The sequence below is a fragment of the Streptococcus hillyeri genome, from assembly GCF_003686955.1.
Classification (GTDB): domain Bacteria; phylum Bacillota; class Bacilli; order Lactobacillales; family Streptococcaceae; genus Streptococcus; species Streptococcus hillyeri.
Genome location: NZ_RCVM01000005.1, coordinates 62,278 through 81,295, shown reverse-complemented (window position 1 = coordinate 81,295; position 19,018 = coordinate 62,278). Strand labels below are relative to the sequence as shown.

The following is a 19,018-nucleotide window of genomic DNA, read 5'->3' as shown; positions in this document are numbered from 1 at the left end:
GTAATGATTGCAGAAAATACCAGCAATAAAATATTATAAAACAACCATATATTGAAGAAGAATTCATTGTGACTGAGACAATTTATCTTAAACGAGTTTACTATTTTAAAGATAAAACACTATAATATTAAAATGGCACTACCCATACAATGGATAATGGATTACTAAAAATATTATAAAGCTCCCATAATCTGATGTGGCCGGTATAGTTCATCCAAGTAAGCAATATCTTCATCTGTTAATGCTACTTCAAATGCTCCCATAAAATCATCTAAATATTTTTCCTTTGTTACACCAACAATAGGGGAATCTATCCCTTTCTTCCATAGCCATGCAAGTGCTACTTGAGAACGGGTAATCCCATATTTTTCTGAAATTTCTGCCACTCTCATTACAATTGCTTTGTCCTGCTCCATCGTACTATCATATTTTGAAATAGCTATTGTATCTGCTTTACTTCTAGCAGTGTCAGCATCCCAGTCTCGAACGATACGACCTGCTGCGAGTGGGCTATAAGGGGCAAGACCAACACCATAATCTTTACAAAATGGAATCATCTCCCGTTCATCTTCACGATAGAGCATATTGTAGTGATTTTGCATGACGGAAAACGGTGTCCAACCATTTTTCTCAGCAATATACTGGGCTTTTTGAAATTGCCAAGCGTACATAGCCGAAGCTCCGAGATAATGAACTTTACCAGCCTTGACTAAATCATGTAAGGCTGACATGGTTTCCTCAATTGGTGTATGGTAGTCCCAACGGTGAATATAAAGGATATCAATATAATCTGTTCCTAAACGTTTCAAACTCGCCTCTACTTGGTTAAAAATGGCCTTTCGTGACAAACCTTTTGTATTTCTTCCCTCGTGGAGACCGTCTCCGAAAAACACTTTTGTCGCAATAACAACCTCGTCTCGATCTGCAAAATCGCGTAAAGCACGCCCCAGATATTCTTCACTGGACCCTTTACCATAACCATTTGCAGTGTCAAAAAAGTTAATCCCCATATCCAAGGCTTTTTTGATAATCACACGTGATTTTTCTTCATCAAGTAACCATCCTGAATGAAACCCTTGACTAGCATCTCCAAAACTCATACAACCAAGACAGATTTTTGATACTTCTAATCCAGTATTTCCAAGTTTTGTATATTCCATAATTTCCTCCAATATCATAACAAGATTTGAATTGAATTTGATCAGATAACTTCTTACAGACTAGCTACCTTGTCTGTTAAAACTAATTTTTGTCCCACGTTTAACGCATGTACCCTTTCTGGATTGACAACATCAGCCAATAATTTTTCTGGATTTCCATTGAAGGTGTTCCAGTCTGGCGCATCAACACTTCCCCAGTGAATGCAAATCAATTCAGCCTTAGGGTAAGTATTGGCTAATGTAACAGCCCCTTCATAAGTAATATGCCAATCATTATCACTAAAATCAAACAAAATAACAGCTGGCTCGGGCATATTTAAATGTTCTGGTAATAACTTAGAATCACTCGGTAACCAGATCGCACCATCTGGTGTATCCATCCAGTAACCTAAATACTCTTCCTCTCGCCACTCACGGTACTTATATTTTTCCAATCCATTTTGCCAGTTGTGCTTGGTTGGTGTCGGAGTGACCAAAGTATTGCCTATCGTAAATGGTTGCCCTAGTGAACACTCTTGTGTTGAGTAACCTTTTTCTGTCATTACCTCAGAAACGTAAGGCGGTGCATAATATGCTTTAGTAACTGCTTTGATATTTGTCAACGTGTCAAAATTCAAATGATCTCCATCAATATGACTAATCAGTAAGCTATCAACTTTCGGAATAGCCGTACTTTCAATCGGCATATCAATCAATAGAGGCATATCAAATCCATCTAAAATGGGATCAATTAGGATAATGTGACCTCGACTATTAATTAAGATGCTGGCATTACCCAACCAACGAATCTCCGTATGCGACATAGCCGCAAAGGCCTCTTGAGTGATTTGTTCTGTTGCAACAGGCATGGCTTGTCCATGCGAACTATATGATAATTTCATCTCATTTCTCCCTTACCATTTTTCTCCTATAAAAAGCTGAAAATAAACTTATTGTGCTGATCAAAAGAAAGGCAACAAGCATTATCAGTGTGGGAAAGTAACTTCCTGTAAAATCATAAATGTAACCAATAATTGAAAAAGCTAGAGCTGCGCCCAAGTTCCCCGCGAAGGAAATAATCGGGAATCGTTTCCCATAGGCGTCATCTCCAAAAATATCACGCGTTACTAACGCTAGTGATACACTGCCTAAACCATAGCAAGATCCAAAAAGAAAGGCTGCCAATAATAAGAAAACCGTTACCTGTGTTTGCATCAATAGCAGATTCCCTAAAAGTGCTAGCGCTAGTAGAACAGTTGTTGCTTTTAAGGACCCAAAGCGGTCGCTTAAAACGCCAATCACTAATTTAGAAATAATATTACCTAGCATGCCCATCGATAAAAGACTAGCACCTAAAGTCACTGATAGACCAACACTTGTAGCATATCCTGGTAAATGTTGGGTCATGCTCGACATAAATCCGATTAAACTAGCAAAGATTAACAAAGCTCCTAACTGAAAAACTGTTGCCACTTTCTTATCCTGAGCAGTCACAACCTGATGATTTTTCACTGATTGTTTTCCATACGCTTTGCTACCTTCATCTTCTGGCATCATCGTAAAAGGATAAAGAATAGCCGGTAGGCAAAGCAAGCCAATCAGTAGCGCTTCAAGACCATAAGCTCCTCGCCATCCTATATGGGCAATAACCCATGAAAAGATAGGTGAAAATACAGCACCCACTAACCCTGAAAATCCTAGCGCAATACTCGTAGCCAAACCGTTTTTTTCTTTAAACCACTGATTAATAATCAACGTGATTGTCACAATCGAAAACATCCCTGTTGAAAAGCCGCGGATAGCTCCCAAAAGATAAAATTGCCAAAGTTGACTAGAAACTGCCATCAAACCTGTCCCTACCACGCCAACCAGAACAGCTATCATTAAAAAGCGTTTGAAAGGGTAACGATTTAGCAAGCGCGGTACAAATAAGGCACTAATCGCAGTCACTAAAGAAAATATGGTCATGTGGAAAGCAAAGGCACCTCTCAGCATTCCCAAATCTTCAGAAACCACTGTATAAAAAACTCCTGAGGTGTTAATCGATACTCCAATAGCCGCTGCTGCTAGACCACATAAAACAGCTAAAACGGTCCAAGCCTTGTGATACCGACGCATCATTTCACCTTCTTTCTTCATTATAGCACTTCTCCATTACTTGCAATGACATCCTTGTACCAATAAAATGATTTTTTAGGCGTTCTTGCTAGTGTACCGTTGCCTTCGTCGTCACGGTCAACATAAATAAAACCATAGCGCTTACTCATTTGGCCAGTTGATGCGGCAGTTACATCAATAATGCCCCAAGTTGTGTATCCTAATAGTTCCACACCATCAATCTCTACAGCATCCTTAAAGGCTTCAATATGCTGGCGCGTGTAATCAATCCGGTAATCATCCTCTACATAACCCATCTCATTAGGCACATCTTTAGCACCCAAGCCATTTTCCACAATAAAAAGAGGCTTTTGATAACGATTGTAAAGCATATTAAGCGATGATCTAAGTCCAAGAGGATCAATTTGCCACCCCCAGTCTGTTGAAGGGAGATTGGGGTTTTTGATAGATTTAAAAAGATTCCCAGTTGTAGTGGCATAATCCTCATCATACCCAGATACCGTCCGTGAAGAATAGTAAGAAAAAGAGACAAAATCCACAGTATTTTCTTTTAAAATACGCTCATCTTCTGGTTCAACAGATAAAGTGATATGCTCACGTTCCAATTTCTTGAGAGCATAGCTAGGATAATAACCTCTAGATTGAACATCAATAAAGAAATATTCCCCATTGTCACGATGAATCGCCTCAAGATAATCTTTTGGACGACAGCTATAAGGGTAGTGACTACCTCCTGCAAGCATACAACCAACTTGATTGTTCTCATCAATATCATGGGCAATTTTCGTTGCCAAAGCTGACGCTACTAACTGATGATGGGCTGCCTGATATTTGAGGGCTTCAATGTTATCTCCCTCTTTAAATATCAAGCCTCCACCAACAAAAGGTTGATGCAGTAAGATATTGATTTCATTGATTGTTAGCCAATACTTGACTAGCCCTTTATAACGCGTAAAAACGGTCTGCGCATAATTGACATAGGCTTTGACCATACGGCGATCTCTCCAACCACCAAATTTTTTAATCAAAGCCACTGGTACATCAAAATGAGCCAAGGTTACCAACGGTTCAATCTGATGCTCGCGTAATTTTTTTAAAATCGCCTCATAAAAACGCAAACCTACTTCATTAGGATGTGCATCGTCTCCATTTGGGAAAATGCGGGTCCAAGAAATTGACATCCGATAGACTTTTAAACCCATTTGCGCCAATAAATCAATATCCTCCATATAATGATGGTACATATCAATGGCTTCTTCACTTGGATAGAAATAATCGGAGCGACGCTCTAGATTATCTAAGCTCCCAAAAGCTATGGCTTTGCGATCTTCACCAATTGGCATCAAGTCCGTATTCGTGAGACCACGACCACCTTCAAAAATACCACCTTCTGCTTGATTAGCAGCTGTTGCACCACCCCATAAAAAATTCTTTGGTAATGTCATCTATTTTCCTTTCTCACTCATTACAAACTCAAAAGATAACTATTTCAACTTCTACCCCCAGTATATCCCAGCTGTTGGACAAGAGCTAGCTTTTTTGCTAAACTTGGAATACGGTTTCAAAATCTACTTAAAATAGCCTCAAATCGTGAAATGAAGTGAAATAAGGAGGCGCTATGTTACAAGCGATTAAAGATTATACTGTCAATGGACAAACATCAAAAGCCGTTATTGCAGCATTTCTATTAGAAAACTTAGGCACCATTGAACATTTTTCATTGGAAGAACTAGCTACCGCAACCTTTACCTCAAAAGCTAGCTTGGTTCGTTTTGCACAATCTCTCGGTTACAAAGGATGGACCGATTTTCTCCCTGCTTTGATAGCCGAACGTTATTATTCTGATACCCATTATTCAGATGTCGATCATAATCTGCCCTTTAACGAAGATGACGATATTACTACTATCATCCAAAAAATTGCAACTGTTGAAAAAGAAAGCATTCAAGACACTGCTGATAAAATCAAACCAGAAGATCTTGATAAGGCTACTGACTTGATCAAACAAGCCAAACGAGTGGTTCTCTTTGGGCTCAGTCCTAATGAATACTTAGGCTACCTTTTCAGACGTAAAATGCTCACTATTGGTAAAGTCATTGAAATTGGGCATTCAGGAGAATTTGGGCTAACAAGTTCGTCACTCCAAGAAGATGATCTTGCCATTATTATCTCTTATTCTGGTAACTCTGAAACCATGGAGAGCCTTCGCTACATTCCGTTATTAAAAGCCAATAAGACAAAAATCATTGCCCTAACCAGTGAAAGTGGAGATTTGCTCAAAGAAGCTGCTGACACAACCTTTCTTCTATGTACCAAAGAAGATAAATTTAAAAAAATTGGAAACTTCTCAACTGAAGAATCCATCTTATTTATTCTTAACACCCTATATGCCACCTACTTTAAAAAAGATTTCTTCTCTAATTATGTCAAAAAAGTTAATCTATCTAGTAAGCTAGAACAAGGGAGGTAAACACACAAAGAGATAATAACTCTTTAAAGAGCCATAAGTCAATAAAAAGCCTAAAATCCACCAGTCGGATTCTAGGCTTTTTAGTATTTGTAATATTTTTTGAATGACTATCCTTATCTGTGACCTTTATCCTTCTGATATTGTTGATAAAAGCGAACACATCACACCATAGCAAAAGTTACCCAGACAAATCCCATCCAAGTTTTATCTGATAAGAAATAATTAATCGCTAAACAACTACCACAGGCAATCATGACCAGATAAGCCCAATAGTTTTTTAGAAATGATACCATCATTAACCTCCTTGAAATAAATTATGATAACTCTTCCGCAATCTTTAGGGCAACATTGAAAAAACGAAGCAGGTTTTCTTCATCGTGCCCATCACGCGCATCCCAGCCCTTATCTACATCTACATAATCGGAGGTGTAAAAGAAATGGTAAACATCAGCTTTTCGGTACTGTGCCCAGGCTGCCACAGAAGCCCACTCCATATTAACCACCTGAGCTCCCGCTTCCATACGACGCTTAACTTTGTCAGGCGTCTCACGATAAAAGGCATCCGTTGTCCAAGCCTTTGTCTGAGTATGAGGAATGCCGTGCTTGTCTAAAATACTGGCAAAATAGTTCATGTGTTCATTTGAATATCCAATCTCATCAGAAGCTGGTGCATAATGATAAGAAATCCCCTCATCACGCAGACTAGATGTCGGTAAAATAATCTTATTTGATTCTAAATCACCATCTAGTACACCACAGGTTCCAAAAATAATAAAGTTTTTAAAACCAGATGCCTTTAATTCTTCTAAAGTTCCTACCAAAGCTGGTCCACCAAGAAGCGCCTTCATCACAGCCACCTTTTTGCCCATATACTCATAAATGTACCAAGGTTGCTTGCCGTTGATATTAGATTTATAACCACCTTGGTAAACACCATCTAGATTGATAATCTTATCAAACAAAGTACCTGAAAAAGGCATGATGATGGTATCGCAAACTTCCTGAATATCTAACCCTTTCTTAAGCGACAAAATAGTCTCTGGCTCAATGACCGCTTTGGAATTATCAAATTCATTCAATAACATAAGGCACCTCCTCAGTTTGTTAATTTATTATAAACAAAAGCTCCGAAAATCACAACGACTTTGGAGCTCTGCTTTATTTTTAAAATCTGGAAGGATTGTCTTTATATTTCATAACACGAGTTTCCTCTTTAGTTTTATAATCCTGCTGAACGGTGACTAGCCTCACGTAATTCTTCTAATTTGTGCAAGTAATGTTCACGATGGTCTTCCAAATCATGGATGACCTCGTCATCCTTTTTCCCATGGACACGCACAATTTTAGCTGGCATACCTACCACCGTGACATCTGCTGGTACATCTGCAAGAACAACTGCGGCTGCACCTACTTTAGCATTCTCACCAATTTCAATAGGTCCAATCACTTGAGCGTGTGCTGAAACAAGGGCACCTTTACGGACGGTCGGATGGCGTTTCCCCACATCCTTCCCAGTACCTCCGAGAGTAACACCGTGATAAAGCATCACGCCTTCCTCAACGATAGCTGTCTCACCGATGACCAAGCCAGCACCATGGTCAATGAAAACCCCCGCTGCAATCTGAGCGCCTGGATGAATTTCAATATTGGTCCAAAAACGCCAAAACTGGCTATGCATCCGTGCTAATAATCGAAAATTATGATTCCAGAGCCAATGTGACAAACGGTGTGCTGCCAAGGCTTTCAATCCAGGATAAGTTAAGAGAACTTCAAGGCTATTACGAGCCGCTGGATCAAGTTCCTTAACGATATCGATACTTTTTTTCCACCAGCCCATGGTTACCTCCCTACTTAATGTCTTCCCACTTCACTAAAATTTGTTTATCATCAAAAGAATCAATCACTACACCAATGGTGTCTGAAATCTCATTTTCTCCATCTACAGGTGACTTAATCTCTTGTAGCGTCCACGCAACCACAACACCATTAGCTTGTTTAAAGCGTCCCCCGAAGTCATCTTCGCGATACCATTTGGCAAAACTAGCCATATTTGAAAATACCGGAACAAAACTATCGTTTTCTTGATTTGATAAGGTAGGGAACATTCGATCACTGGAGCCATCTTCATTTGGATGAACAAAGACAGGTACAAGATATGTTTTTTCAAGCAGAGGAGCTTGGATATTCCCATCTCCCATCACTTGATTAAGAATTGTCGTGTAATGATTGACAAAAGCGATTAATTCACTAGACTGGAAAATACTTGAATTTCCCATATCCCCTTCTTTTTTCAGGTTAAAAACGAGACCCGAGAGTTGTTTCACGATGACCTCTTCTAGAATGTCCAGCGTCTTTCGTTCAATCCAATTTTGTTCACGAGCACTAGCTTGTTGCGCCTTAAAGGTTTCAAGGTCAAAGTCATCTGTAAAGACCGGCGTGACCTTCTTGCCATCAATTTCAAGGGCATACGGTTTATCGCTTGCCAGCACCGCTTGCCCATGAAGCCCCGTAACAAAAGATATGATACTCAAAAAATCAGTTGGGTCTGCAATAAAATCGCGGAGCTGTTGGTCAAGTTTTCCTAATCCAGTCATTTTAGTCTGCCTTTTCCTCTGTTGAACGAGGTTTTGGTTCACGGAAATGTCCACCTAATCCACCATTATGATGTGGTTTACGATCTCCATGTTGCTCACGATGGCGTGGGCGGTCTGAACGTTCTTTTTTAGCTTCTTCAGTATAACCTTCTGGTTTTGGAAGAAGAGCCTTCATAGAGGCATCAATACGGCCTTTTTCGTCAATCTTAATGATTTTAACATCTACTTCGTCACCAATTTCAACCAAGTCTTCTACACGATTTGTACGTGTCCAAGCCATTTCTGAAATATGAACAAGGGCATCTGTCTTTTCAAAGAGATTCACAAAGGCACCGAATTTTTCAATACGAACCACTTTAGCATGGTAAACTTCATCAACTTTGGCTTCACGAACAAGACCAGCAATAATTTCTTTGGCGCGGTTAATCGCTGCTTGGTCAGATGAGAAGATAGATACCAAACCGTCTTCGTCAATGTCAATTTTAACACCTGTCTCGGCGATAATTTTATCGATGGTTTCCCCACCTTTACCGATGACAATTTTAATCTTATCAACATCAATCGTAATGGTATCAATTTTTGGTGCTGTTGGTGCTAATTCTGGGCGTGGCTCAGCAATCGTTGCTTCAATCAAGTCAAGGATTTCAAAGCGAGCTTTCTTAGCTTGAGCAAGCGCTTCTTCAAGGATTTGAGGCGTAATACCTTCAATCTTGATATCCATTTGAAGCGCTGTAATACCATCACGGGTACCAGCTACCTTGAAGTCCATGTCTCCAAAGTGGTCTTCCAAACCTTGGATATCTGTCAGTACGGTATAATTTGTCCCGTCTGAGATAAGTCCCATAGCGATACCAGCAACTGGTGCTTTGATTGGCACACCACCCGCCATAAGAGCAAGGGTGCCTGCACAGATAGAAGCCTGTGACGATGACCCATTTGACTCAAGCACTTCCGCTACCAAACGAATAGCGTATGGGAATTCTTCAAGGCTTGGCAAGACTTGCTCAAGCGCACGTTCACCAAGTGCACCGTGACCAATTTCACGACGACCTGCGGCACCGTAGCGACCTGTTTCACCAACAGAGTATTGTGGGAAATTATAGTGGTGAAGGAAACGTTTCTTGTACTCGTCATCCAAACCATCGACAATTTGTGTCTCACCCATAGGAGCAAGCGTCAAGACTGACAAGGCCTGAGTTTGACCGCGTGTAAAGAGACCTGAGCCATGAACTTTTGGCAAGAAATCAATCTCAGCATCCAAAGGACGGATTTCATCCACACGACGACCATCAGGACGGATTTTATCCTCTGTAATCAAACGACGGACTTCGGCATGCTCCATTTGTTCAAGAATCTCTGCCACATCACGCATGATACGAGCGTATTCTTCATGCTCTGCAAATGTTTCTTCGTATTCAGCAGTCACGCGTTCTTTAACAGCTTCTGTTGCTGCTTCACGCGCTTTTTTCTCTTCAACTTGCACCGCTTGTTGCAAATCAGCATTGTATTTTGCGATGATTTCAGCCTGCAATTCTGGGTCAACATGAAGAAGCTCTACTTCCGCCTTTTCCTTACCAACAGCCGCTACGATTTCTTCTTGGAAGGCAATCAATTCTTGGATGGCTTTGTGACCAATAAGCAGGGCCTCAAGCATGATATCTTCTGACAATTCTTTTGCCCCAGACTCTACCATGTTGATTGCTTCTTTGGTACCAGCAACTGTCAATTCTAAAAGCGAAGCTTCTTGCTGTGCCTTGTCTGGGTTGATGATAAATTCCCCATCAATATACCCAACCTGCACACCCGCAATTGGACCATTAAACGGAATATCTGAGATTGACAAAGCCAATGAACTACCAAACATGGCTGCCATTGGAGCGCTAGCATTTTCATCATAAGAAAGCACCGTGTTAATGACTTGGACTTCATTGCGGAAGCCTTCAGCGAACATTGGGCGGATCGGACGGTCAATCAAACGGGCTGTCAAAGTCGCATCTGTTGACGGACGACCCTCACGCTTCATCCAACCACCAGGGAATTTCCCAGCAGCATACATTTTTTCTTCATAGTTCACTTGAAGCGGGAAGAAATCACCTGTTGCCATTTTTTTAGACATGACAGCGGCTGTCAAGACGGTTGACTCACCGTATCGAACGACAGTTGCACCATTAGCCTGCTTGGCAACTTGACCAATTTCAACCACAAGCGGACGACCCGCAAAAGTTGTTTGAAATACTTGTTTAGACATCTTAGTCTCCTTTTACATTTTCTTAGCTACGTCTTGGCTACAAAGGTCAATCAGCCCCTACTAACTCACCTTTGTATCAAGCACGTATCTGTTTCATTTTACCATAAAGCGATTTAAAAACCTAGCAGTTATCAACAACTACTAGGCAAAATTTCTTCTTAAAATAAGCTTTTATCAAAAGGGTGATTTTTAAGGACAAGGTTATCCCAAAAACCATCATTTTCATAACGAGGAATCAAGTGACTATGAAAATGCGTTCCCTCGTCCATCAGACGCCCATTATTGATAGCAATGGTTACTCCTGAAATAGCAGAGCTTCTTTCCAACTTTTCAATCAATTGCTCCTGAAAGTTTAGCAAATCGAGCCTTTCATCAGTTGTTAGCTCACTCAGCGACAGGCGATGTGCTTTAGCAATCACCAGTAAATGCCCTTCTTGAATAGGATCAATATCCCAAACCGCAAAAAAATGTGAAGTCTCAGACACCCAATTTTCCTTGGGCAGTTGACAAAAAATACAATCCATAAAACACTCCCGACTTGGTCTAACGTCTACCTCCAAAGAAGAAATCCACAACAGCAATCACAATAACTGCTCCGATGATAGATGGAATCAGCGCCATCCCTGCAAAACTCGGTCCCCAGTGACCAAACAATGATTGACCCACTGACGAACCAATCCAACCTGCAAACATTTTTGTAAAACAGCCCATGCGTTCCCCACGATTTGTGATAGAACCTGCAACAGCACCAATAAATAAACCAATAAGCATTGACCAAATCATAATAAAAGTTCCCCTATCCTCTTCTTGTTTTTATACATATTCTCTCTTTAGTATAGCATATCTTTTCATTTTTAGCTTCGTTCAATGAACCCGTTCTTATTTCAAGGGGCTTGAATCGTGCTTAGCAAAAAAATCTGAGAGTCTTAATCCCAGATTTTTATTGTTTTTCTTGAAAGAACGGAATCGTTATTTTGTCTGAGCATTCATCCAATCAAAGATATTATCGTAAGTGGTACCATTTACGATAGCTTTATCACTTCCCCCTTTAGTGGCGTTGTCGGCTTTAAATCCAGAAGTCACATCTGCTGCGTTCTTAACCGCAACAACATCTTGCACACCTGTCACTTCATTATTGAAGAAGTAAATCCATGACCAGTGGCCCATGTATTCATTTTCTTCAATGTCTGCACCTTCTACAGTCTCATAGTAAGAGAACCATTTATTTTGTGCACCGCTTTTCACCATCGCTTGATAGGTTGGTAGAGTATAAGTCGCTGGTTTAACCGTGTCGTCATTTTGAGCGGTCACAAACCACATCGGAAGGTCCTTAATCTTGTTCAATTTATCCTCGGTAAAGTAAGGCGTGTCTTTTTGAACCGCTACACCGACAGGATTTTCCTCACTGGTTTGGCGCACATAGGTCCCATCTGGATTTTTCTCAAATTCATAGTAGGAATAGGCCTCAGCAATTGGATAGGCTGCTGCGAAATAATCTGGGTAGTGAATGGCCATATTCATCGTCATGTAACCACCGTTTGAGCAACCTCCAAGATAGATACGATTGGTATCAATATCTGGATTGCTCTTGACATAGGCATCAATCGTATCCATCAGGGCCTCGGTATAGCGAGACACACCCGCTCCAGCTCCATTTGTGCCATCACCTTCGTCCATCCAATAGGTTGGGGTTTGAACTGCTAGGACATAGGCTCCCTTCTCTTTGGCATTTCCAGTGGCTGTATAGTGAGACTGTATCTCTTCACGCGCCAAGGCAACCACTTCATTGCCAAGTAGAGTAATATCGGTATCCGTTCCCCCTTCACCTTGACCATGCAGCCAAATCACGAGAGGGCTCTTAGCGTTACTCTCTTTCAAATACTCTGGTTCAAAAGCGGCGTAGTGAAGTGTCACCTCTTCGTCTTTCCCAGTTAGAGGATTGCGATAGTTGCCCGTTGTCTTTTCTCGAATATTGAAAACAGCGGTTTCTGGAATCACACGATTGTTTATGGCATCCGCTTCAACAGATAAGTCATTATCGCCAATAGTCAGACCTGTGACTTTTACGGGGTACTCTGCTGCCCACTCATTCATCATATTGGTAAAATTAAAGGCAAACGGAGAGGCATTATCCTCAGCCATAAAAGTGTAAGTCACTTCCAAATCAAGAGTAACATATTGACTAGCTCCCTTGACTTTTTCCCCGTTGGCATCTGAGAGATAGGCGTCCTTGATGTTCCGTTTCACACCTGCTGTGACTGCCTCTAACTTATCTGTCGATAAGCTCTCTACTTCTTGATTGAGTTCTAGCACAAGGCGTGATACCGACGGCCCCCATTCGTAACCTGTTACACCAATATTCACTTGATTAATAGCTAGTTTTTCTTGTGTCTTTGTCACATTCTCATTTCCTCCTTTACTACAAGCTACCAACGAAATTCCTGCTAACGCTAGGAGAACATATTTACCAATACGCAATTTCATATCCTAACTCCTTGAACAATCCTATAAAAGGCTATTTCAATCTGATTACTGTCAAATGAAATAGCCCCGTTTTCTCATTATCCTAACTTACTAAATCGGTCATACACATCAATAAATTCTTGTGCAATGACTTTAAAACCTTCTGCACTCATGAGTTGATCTTCTGCGTGCATCAGAAGAAGCTTAAGGTCAACTTGCTCTTGGTTCGCCTCTTTTTGAATCAAGGAGGCGTGGGCATGATGACCTTCATTGAACTCACGATCACCTGCTTTAATAAGAGCTTCTGCTTCTTCAAAATTCCCCGCTTTAGCTGCTTGAATAGCTTCAATGTACGATGAGCGAGCAGAGCCTACAGAAGCAATAATTTGAAATGCGATTAATTCAATTCCTTCCATACAAGCCTCCTAATCTCCCAAAAGGGTTTTAACGTGCTCTACAATCTTTTGCCCATTCATTGTACCGTAGGCTTGAATATCCATAGCTTCAACAGGCTTGTCTGGGAAAAGTCCCTTCACTTTGTTAAGGTTGAAACGAATTTGTGGTCCTAATAAGATAACGTCTGCCTCTTTTCCCTTTTCATCAACAACTGAGACAGGGTGAGCTTCTACTGAAATTTCATAATTAATACTTTCAGCATACTCACGCATTTTATTCATCAAAAGTGAGGTTGACATACCCGCAGCACAAACTAATAATACATTTCTCATATTTCATTCCTTTCGTTTTTAACATGACTAAGCAGCTTGTTCTTCTTTAAGTGCTTGATTATCCGCAATTCTGAAGAATGGGTACCAAACAAACATTTGAACAAAGATAACAGCAATAATTGATACGCCAAGTTTCCAACCACCTGTGATAAATGGACCGATAAATGGAGGCATTACCCAAGGTAGTGAAATTGTTGGATTAAAAGCTGAGCCGACACCAAAGAATTCAAGAGCTACGTAACCCATAAGGCCACCCACTAGACTTGATAGAATCATTGGAATGAAGAATATTGGGTTAAGCATGATTGGCATCCCAAAAATCATAGGCTCATTGATATTGAAAATATTTGGCACAACAGCGATGTTTCTAAAGACTTTATACCGCTCTGATTTCGCAGTGTACATTGAAAATGCAAGTGAGAGGGTACTTCCTGTACCACCAATGTAACAGAAACCATAAAGCAATGAGAAGGTCAAGAATGGGAGTTCAGCTGATGGAGTTCCTGCTAAGAATGCTTCCGTATTAGCTGTCCCTGCTGACATCAATACTGGGATATAGACACTCAAGATTGGCGCTGGGTGGATACCAAAGAACCAGCAAAGATTCATGAAGCAGTGGAAAGCAATCAATGACCATGGATTTGCGCCAAAGAGCATAACAGGTTTTGCAACCACATTACTCACCAAATCAAAGATATTTCCATAAGGGGTCAACCCTGCTAGGTATCGTACAACAAAGACACCTGCAAAAAGAATCATCGCCACAAAGGTTGGACTAAGCGATTCTGAAACATTCGGTGGTACTGATGATGGCAATTTCAATTTGATGTTTTGTTTCATCAATTTAGAATAGCTCATCCCAATAACCACAGCCGTAATCATTCCGACGAAAATCCCATTACTACCAAGATTTGTTTGGAGAAGACCCGCTACTGTTTGTTCTCCTAGGGAGATATTTTGCGGTTGAAGAACAATGAATGCCGCTAATGCAAGAACAGCCGCTGTCAAACCATTTTCCTTTTCATTTTTAGCATAATAATAAGCAATGGTCGGTACAATATAGATAGCCAGTAGGCTAGAGGTTCCAGCTACAATATCAAGCATGTGCTGCCCCATACCAGTGGTCGTCAAAAAATCTTGCCAAATTCCAATAGGTAAATTCCCCAAAATCGCAAATGCTGCCACCCCTAGCGTGATTGGCATAGACGACATCATCCCTGCTGTTAAAGCAGAAATAATCTTACTCTCACTTAACTTCTGAGCAAAAGGGCCCATGATTTTTTCAAGCCCTGATTGCATTGACTCCATGAATGACATGTTATGTCCTCCTTTTAATCTAAATCAGCACCATTTGACTGAATAACTTTTTGATACCAATAAAAACTATCCTTACGGCGGCGAACGAGACTTCCCTCACCATCATCATTACGATCAACATAGATCATACCGTAACGCTTGCGCATTTCTCCTGTGCCACAGCTTACAAGGTCAATACATCCCCAAGGAGTGTAGCCGATAAGGTCTACCCCATCAAGATTAATGGCATCTGCCATTGCTTCAATATGACCTTTCATATAGGCGATTCGATAATCGTCGTGAATACTTCCATCTTCTTCTAGCACATCTTCGTAGCCAAGACCATTTTCAACAATCCAAAGTGGCAACTCGTAACGTTCCCAAAGTGTATTAAGGGCAATACGTAAGCCAATCGGATCAATTTGCCAGCCCCATGCATTAGCTTCGAGGTAAGGATTTTTAACCCCCGCCATGAAGTTTCCACCTTGCTCCGCTGCTTTAGCCGAACTAGCTACGTGAGTCGAGTAATACGAGAATCCAATGAAGGCAACCGTACCATCTGCCAAGATTTCCAAATCTCCTTCTTCCATTACAACTTGGATACCTTTACGCTCATATTCTTTTAATTTATAAGCTGGATATTTTCCACGACATTGAACATCAGTATAAAAGTGTCCCCAGTGAGAACCTTCCATCACCATGAGTTGGTCTTTAGGATTACAAGTCTCACCGTAGGTAACACCATAAGCAACCATCATACCAACCTTAGCTTCTGGCGATAATTCTCGTGCTAACTGAACAGCCTTAGCACTGGCAACAAATTGATGGTGAGCTGCCTGAGCTTTACTTTGCTCGTCAGATTTGACAAGGCCACCACCCATATAAGGAGCTGCTGCCATGATATTGATTTCATTGAAAGTCATCCAATACTTCACTTTGTCTCGATATTCTGTAAATAATACACGACAAAGATTTAAGTAGAAACCGATCACACGACGATCTAACCAGCCACCATATTTATTGGTCAAAGCTAGCGGTGTTTCATAGTGAGAAATAGTCACCAAGGGTTCAATACCGTACTTCAAACACTCATCGAAAACAGCATGATAAAAATCAATCCCAGCTTGATTTGGCTCTGCATCATCTCCATTTGGGAAAATACGTGCCCAGTTAATGGACAAACGGAAGCATTTGTACCCTTGTTCTGCAAACAAAGCAATGTCTTCCTTATAGTGATGATAGAAATCTGTTGCGATATGAGAAGGATAGTACTCGCCTTCAATAATATCAAGGACCGCTCCATCAGGTAATTCCAAATCAGCACCAAAGCCCATTCCCGTTGAACCAGTCTCACCTGTCTCAGGAATACGCCACGTCAATCGTCTCGCCACGGTATGGCTACCATTCGTAAGAACATCACTGGTATTTAATCCTTTACCATCCTCACGATAACCACCTTCATACTGATTGGCTGCTGTTGCACCGCCCCATAAAAAATTTTCAGGAAAGGTATGTGTCATTTCAACTTCCTCCGTCTTATGATAGTTCAAGTATAGCGCTTACATTTTTGTTTTATAAGTCTTCTATTAACCAAAAAATGGCGCTCTTTGATATTTTTTGTATCAACTAACGCCTCTTTTTTATCAAAAATCACAATCAGTATCGTCTGACAATCTTCTATAATTGAGGTATCTTTATTGACAAGGAGGTTTACCATGAGTAACCGAGATGACATTATTGCTTTAGCAAAACAACTACGCGACTTGTTCCAAAAAGGAGATGAAAAACGAGACCAGGGATTACCAACTACTATTCCAGAAGTGCAACGCTTTGACAATCTCCAATATGGATTTGACTCTAAATGGCATTTACTGGACATTTATCGCCCTAAAAAACAGACAGGGAAACTTCCTGTTATTATCAATATTCACGGAGGTGGGTGGGTATATGGGACTAAAGAAACCTACCAATTTTATGGTATGAGCCTTGCCAAAGAGGACTTTGCTTTTGTTAATATTACCTATCGTTTAGCCCCAGAAGTTGTCTTTCCAACTGAATTAGACGATATCAATCTTGCCATTCATTGGTTAAGCGGAAATGCCGAACGCTATCAGCTTGACCTCACTAATGTCTTTATCGTCGGAGATAGTGCAGGCGGACAAATGGCTCTTCAGTATATTGCTATTCTGACAAATGAGAAATTCCGTAACTTGTTTAAATATGAGAAACCAAATCTTACTCTGAGGGCAGCAGCCATCAATTGCGGTGGCAGTTTCCTCCACCTTCCCGGTGCGATTTCAGGAGCAACGGAAGCTTACTTTACAGATGAAAGCCTTGCTAAACATGGGGAATTGCTCCGCACCGAAGAATACCTCACCACTGCTTGTCCCCCATTATTTATTATGACGGCATCTGATGATTTTCTTCGGGATAATTCTACTAGATTAGACGGTTACCTCATCGCAAAAGGAATTGAACACGAATTTCACATTTATGGAACACCTGATAACCCAAAACACCATGTTTTTCACTGTAATATCAGAGATGAAATGGCAAATCAATGTAATCAGGATGAGTTAAATTTCTTTAGGCGCTATCTTGTAAAAACAGAGTAAATCTAACTGAATCTCAATATATAGTCCTCGATCCTATTTGCACCTGTAAGTTTTTGATTTTCATACTCATTCAAAATCAAAATTAGCAGTTTAAGTCAAATCAAGAACCAATAAATGGCTTGATTTACCAGGGCTTCTTTCGCCATGACGGTATTCTTATTAATGAAACTGTCCAGTGGACAGTTTTAGCCTGAGCTTAGAAACCTGGGAGCGAAGGAAACCTAGGCTTGCCAAGAAGGAATGGAACTCTGTAGTAGGGGACGTTCTGACACTGACTTGGTCAGCTTCATTTCCCACCTCAAAAGGTTTCCCAGACCTTTTGAGCGTCCACACCACATTAGGAGAAGTGCTAATAAAATACTAAATAAAAACTAATTGACTTTATCAGATGTTCCCAATAAAGACCTCCATCATAGCGGAGGTCTTTATAATCTATTTAACTGACAAAAGGTGAAAGAGGGCACCATATAAATTAGCATCATTAGTAAACTTAGCTGCTACAATATCTACTTTCGGTACATTTAACTTCATCACCGGATTTGTTTCTAGGAAACTGTCAAACTGATAACGAATCTCATCAACTAAGATAGCTTGAGAACTGATTCCCCCTCCAATAGCGTAGGTAGTTAGATCAAAAAAGGCTTGTAGATTCAAAATAAGATAGGCAATCTGACGACAATAATTCTGAAAGAGTGGATAGGCAACTTCATCTCTATTATTGATTGCCTCAAATGCCAATAAACCGTCCGTCACATCCTCCTGCCCTAGCGCCTCATTCACTTGACTAATCATTCTCACAGCTGAACCACTATAACCTACCATCTTGTCAAAGCCATCTTTACTAGCATCTAAGATAGACAAACTTAATTCTCCAGATTGGAAATGTGGGCCTAGGCGCAATTTACCATCAAGAATGATACCGCCTCCAACGCCTGTACCAAGCACAATGACAGCACCATCTTGAATTCCCTTAAGACTCCCTTTCCAAAGCTCTGCAAGAGCTGCTGCTTTAGCATCATTTTGCACGCTAACAGGAATCTGGTATTTTTCAGTCATAATATCAACAATTCTCAACCCATCTAGGTATTGAAGAGCACCGCCAAAATAGATAACACCTTCTGACGTGTCAACCTTTCCTGGCACACTAAACGCTATTCCTGAAAGCTCTTCTGTGCAATCATCCACAATACCATAAATGCTATTCAAAAAATCTTCAACTTGATTTTGAGGTGTCGGAATGTGTCCACGCTTTGTTTGCTCACCATCCTCTGTCATGATGGCATACTTAATGTGAGTACCTCCGACATCAATTGTTAAATAATAAGCCATAATTTCCTCCTTTATCTC

General features: G+C 40.6%; 19 protein-coding genes. 2 read left to right on the top strand and 17 right to left on the bottom strand.

Annotated features, from left to right (window positions below):
- Positions 1-173: 173 nt before the first annotated feature.
- Genes EAF07_RS04155 through EAF07_RS04140 form a run of 4 tightly spaced genes read right to left on the bottom strand, consistent with a single transcriptional unit; the run spans position 174 to position 4,702 of the window.
- A complete protein-coding gene (locus tag EAF07_RS04155) occupies positions 174-1,160 on the bottom strand; it encodes an aldo/keto reductase (RefSeq protein WP_121835033.1) in 987 nt (328 codons plus the stop codon).
- A gap of 53 nt (positions 1,161-1,213) precedes the next feature.
- Positions 1,214-2,041 carry an MBL fold metallo-hydrolase gene (locus tag EAF07_RS04150; protein WP_121835032.1) on the bottom strand — a complete coding sequence of 276 codons (828 nt, stop codon included), beginning with the start codon at positions 2,039-2,041 and terminating at the stop codon, positions 1,214-1,216.
- A 1-nt stretch (position 2,042) separates the two neighbouring features.
- On the bottom strand, positions 2,043-3,278 hold the full coding sequence (locus tag EAF07_RS04145; protein ID WP_245962692.1) for an MFS transporter: 1,236 nt from the start codon (positions 3,276-3,278) through the stop codon (positions 2,043-2,045).
- Positions 3,278-4,702 (bottom strand): 6-phospho-beta-glucosidase, encoded by a 1,425-nt coding sequence (locus tag EAF07_RS04140; RefSeq protein WP_121835031.1) that lies wholly within the window; start codon positions 4,700-4,702, stop codon positions 3,278-3,280. The genes EAF07_RS04145 and EAF07_RS04140 overlap by 1 nt, the downstream gene beginning before the upstream one ends.
- A 173-nt stretch (positions 4,703-4,875) precedes the next feature.
- On the opposite strand from EAF07_RS04140, the gene EAF07_RS04135 reads away from it, so the two are divergent.
- Positions 4,876-5,727: a MurR/RpiR family transcriptional regulator gene (locus tag EAF07_RS04135; RefSeq protein ID WP_121835030.1), complete on the top strand. Its 852-nt coding sequence runs from the start codon at positions 4,876-4,878 to the stop codon at positions 5,725-5,727.
- Positions 5,728-5,888: 161 nt separating this feature from the next.
- On the opposite strand, the gene EAF07_RS10860 is transcribed toward EAF07_RS04135, so the two are convergent.
- The 12 genes from EAF07_RS10860 to EAF07_RS04080 form a co-directional block, all read right to left on the bottom strand.
- Positions 5,889-6,020, bottom strand: coding sequence for a hypothetical protein (locus tag EAF07_RS10860; RefSeq protein WP_281272438.1), 132 nt, complete (start codon positions 6,018-6,020; stop codon positions 5,889-5,891).
- Positions 6,021-6,041: 21 nt separating this feature from the next.
- Positions 6,042-6,812 (bottom strand): nucleoside phosphorylase, encoded by a 771-nt coding sequence (locus tag EAF07_RS04130; RefSeq protein ID WP_121835029.1) that lies wholly within the window; start codon positions 6,810-6,812, stop codon positions 6,042-6,044.
- A 134-nt stretch (positions 6,813-6,946) separates the two neighbouring features.
- A complete protein-coding gene (cysE, locus tag EAF07_RS04125) occupies positions 6,947-7,564 on the bottom strand; it encodes a serine O-acetyltransferase (RefSeq protein ID WP_121835028.1) in 618 nt (205 codons plus the stop codon).
- 10 nt (positions 7,565-7,574) lie between these two features.
- Positions 7,575-8,321, bottom strand: coding sequence for an SseB family protein (locus EAF07_RS04120; protein WP_121835027.1), 747 nt, complete (start codon positions 8,319-8,321; stop codon positions 7,575-7,577).
- A gap of 1 nt (position 8,322) precedes the next feature.
- Positions 8,323-10,569, bottom strand: a complete 2,247-nt coding sequence (pnp, locus tag EAF07_RS04115; protein ID WP_121835026.1) for a polyribonucleotide nucleotidyltransferase — start codon at positions 10,567-10,569, stop codon at positions 8,323-8,325.
- Between the two features lie 158 nt (positions 10,570-10,727).
- The gene (locus EAF07_RS04110) at positions 10,728-11,093 is read right to left on the bottom strand and encodes an HIT family protein (RefSeq protein ID WP_121835025.1); all 366 of its coding nucleotides are present in this window, start codon (positions 11,091-11,093) and stop codon (positions 10,728-10,730) included.
- A gap of 19 nt (positions 11,094-11,112) precedes the next feature.
- Entirely contained in the window at positions 11,113-11,352 is a 240-nt protein-coding gene (locus EAF07_RS04105) for a GlsB/YeaQ/YmgE family stress response membrane protein (RefSeq protein WP_121835024.1), read from the bottom strand.
- Between the two features lie 186 nt (positions 11,353-11,538).
- A complete protein-coding gene (locus tag EAF07_RS04100; protein ID WP_121835023.1) occupies positions 11,539-13,053 on the bottom strand; it encodes a prolyl oligopeptidase family serine peptidase in 1,515 nt (504 codons plus the stop codon).
- A gap of 77 nt (positions 13,054-13,130) precedes the next feature.
- Positions 13,131-13,448, bottom strand: coding sequence for a PTS sugar transporter subunit IIA (locus tag EAF07_RS04095; protein WP_121835022.1), 318 nt, complete (start codon positions 13,446-13,448; stop codon positions 13,131-13,133).
- Between the two features lie 9 nt (positions 13,449-13,457).
- Positions 13,458-13,760: a PTS sugar transporter subunit IIB gene (locus tag EAF07_RS04090; protein WP_121835021.1), complete on the bottom strand. Its 303-nt coding sequence runs from the start codon at positions 13,758-13,760 to the stop codon at positions 13,458-13,460.
- A gap of 27 nt (positions 13,761-13,787) precedes the next feature.
- On the bottom strand, positions 13,788-15,077 hold the full coding sequence (locus tag EAF07_RS04085; RefSeq protein ID WP_121835020.1) for a PTS sugar transporter subunit IIC: 1,290 nt from the start codon (positions 15,075-15,077) through the stop codon (positions 13,788-13,790).
- 14 nt (positions 15,078-15,091) lie between these two features.
- The gene (locus EAF07_RS04080; RefSeq protein ID WP_121835019.1) at positions 15,092-16,576 is read right to left on the bottom strand and encodes a glycoside hydrolase family 1 protein; all 1,485 of its coding nucleotides are present in this window, start codon (positions 16,574-16,576) and stop codon (positions 15,092-15,094) included.
- 195 nt (positions 16,577-16,771) lie between these two features.
- Between EAF07_RS04080 and EAF07_RS04075 the strand changes: the two genes are divergently transcribed.
- Positions 16,772-17,671, top strand: a complete 900-nt coding sequence (locus EAF07_RS04075) for an alpha/beta hydrolase (protein ID WP_121835018.1) — start codon at positions 16,772-16,774, stop codon at positions 17,669-17,671.
- A 432-nt stretch (positions 17,672-18,103) separates the two neighbouring features.
- On the opposite strand, the gene EAF07_RS04070 is transcribed toward EAF07_RS04075, so the two are convergent.
- The gene (locus EAF07_RS04070; RefSeq protein ID WP_121835017.1) at positions 18,104-19,000 is read right to left on the bottom strand and encodes an ROK family protein; all 897 of its coding nucleotides are present in this window, start codon (positions 18,998-19,000) and stop codon (positions 18,104-18,106) included.
- Positions 19,001-19,018 lie beyond the last annotated feature (18 nt).

Excerpts from the sequence above, each read along its gene's own strand:
- EAF07_RS04155 (WP_121835033.1), bottom strand. The coding sequence starts at position 1,160 with ATGGAATATACAAAACTTGGAAATACTGGATTAGAAGTATCAAAAATC.
- EAF07_RS04150 (WP_121835032.1), bottom strand. The coding sequence starts at position 2,041 with ATGAAATTATCATATAGTTCGCATGGACAAGCCATGCCTGTTGCAACA.
- EAF07_RS04145 (WP_245962692.1), bottom strand. The coding sequence starts at position 3,278 with ATGAAGAAAGAAGGTGAAATGATGCGTCGGTATCACAAGGCTTGGACC.
- EAF07_RS04140 (WP_121835031.1), bottom strand. The coding sequence starts at position 4,702 with ATGACATTACCAAAGAATTTTTTATGGGGTGGTGCAACAGCTGCTAAT.
- EAF07_RS04135 (WP_121835030.1), top strand. The coding sequence starts at position 4,876 with ATGTTACAAGCGATTAAAGATTATACTGTCAATGGACAAACATCAAAA.
- EAF07_RS10860 (WP_281272438.1), bottom strand. The coding sequence starts at position 6,020 with ATGGTATCATTTCTAAAAAACTATTGGGCTTATCTGGTCATGATTGCC.
- EAF07_RS04130 (WP_121835029.1), bottom strand. The coding sequence starts at position 6,812 with ATGTTATTGAATGAATTTGATAATTCCAAAGCGGTCATTGAGCCAGAG.
- cysE (WP_121835028.1), bottom strand. The coding sequence starts at position 7,564 with ATGGGCTGGTGGAAAAAAAGTATCGATATCGTTAAGGAACTTGATCCA.
- EAF07_RS04120 (WP_121835027.1), bottom strand. The coding sequence starts at position 8,321 with ATGACTGGATTAGGAAAACTTGACCAACAGCTCCGCGATTTTATTGCA.
- pnp (WP_121835026.1), bottom strand. The coding sequence starts at position 10,569 with ATGTCTAAACAAGTATTTCAAACAACTTTTGCGGGTCGTCCGCTTGTG.
- EAF07_RS04110 (WP_121835025.1), bottom strand. The coding sequence starts at position 11,093 with ATGGATTGTATTTTTTGTCAACTGCCCAAGGAAAATTGGGTGTCTGAG.
- EAF07_RS04105 (WP_121835024.1), bottom strand. The coding sequence starts at position 11,352 with ATGATTTGGTCAATGCTTATTGGTTTATTTATTGGTGCTGTTGCAGGT.
- EAF07_RS04100 (WP_121835023.1), bottom strand. The coding sequence starts at position 13,053 with ATGAAATTGCGTATTGGTAAATATGTTCTCCTAGCGTTAGCAGGAATT.
- EAF07_RS04095 (WP_121835022.1), bottom strand. The coding sequence starts at position 13,448 with ATGGAAGGAATTGAATTAATCGCATTTCAAATTATTGCTTCTGTAGGC.
- EAF07_RS04090 (WP_121835021.1), bottom strand. The coding sequence starts at position 13,760 with ATGAGAAATGTATTATTAGTTTGTGCTGCGGGTATGTCAACCTCACTT.
- EAF07_RS04085 (WP_121835020.1), bottom strand. The coding sequence starts at position 15,077 with ATGTCATTCATGGAGTCAATGCAATCAGGGCTTGAAAAAATCATGGGC.
- EAF07_RS04080 (WP_121835019.1), bottom strand. The coding sequence starts at position 16,576 with ATGACACATACCTTTCCTGAAAATTTTTTATGGGGCGGTGCAACAGCA.
- EAF07_RS04075 (WP_121835018.1), top strand. The coding sequence starts at position 16,772 with ATGAGTAACCGAGATGACATTATTGCTTTAGCAAAACAACTACGCGAC.
- EAF07_RS04070 (WP_121835017.1), bottom strand. The coding sequence starts at position 19,000 with ATGGCTTATTATTTAACAATTGATGTCGGAGGTACTCACATTAAGTAT.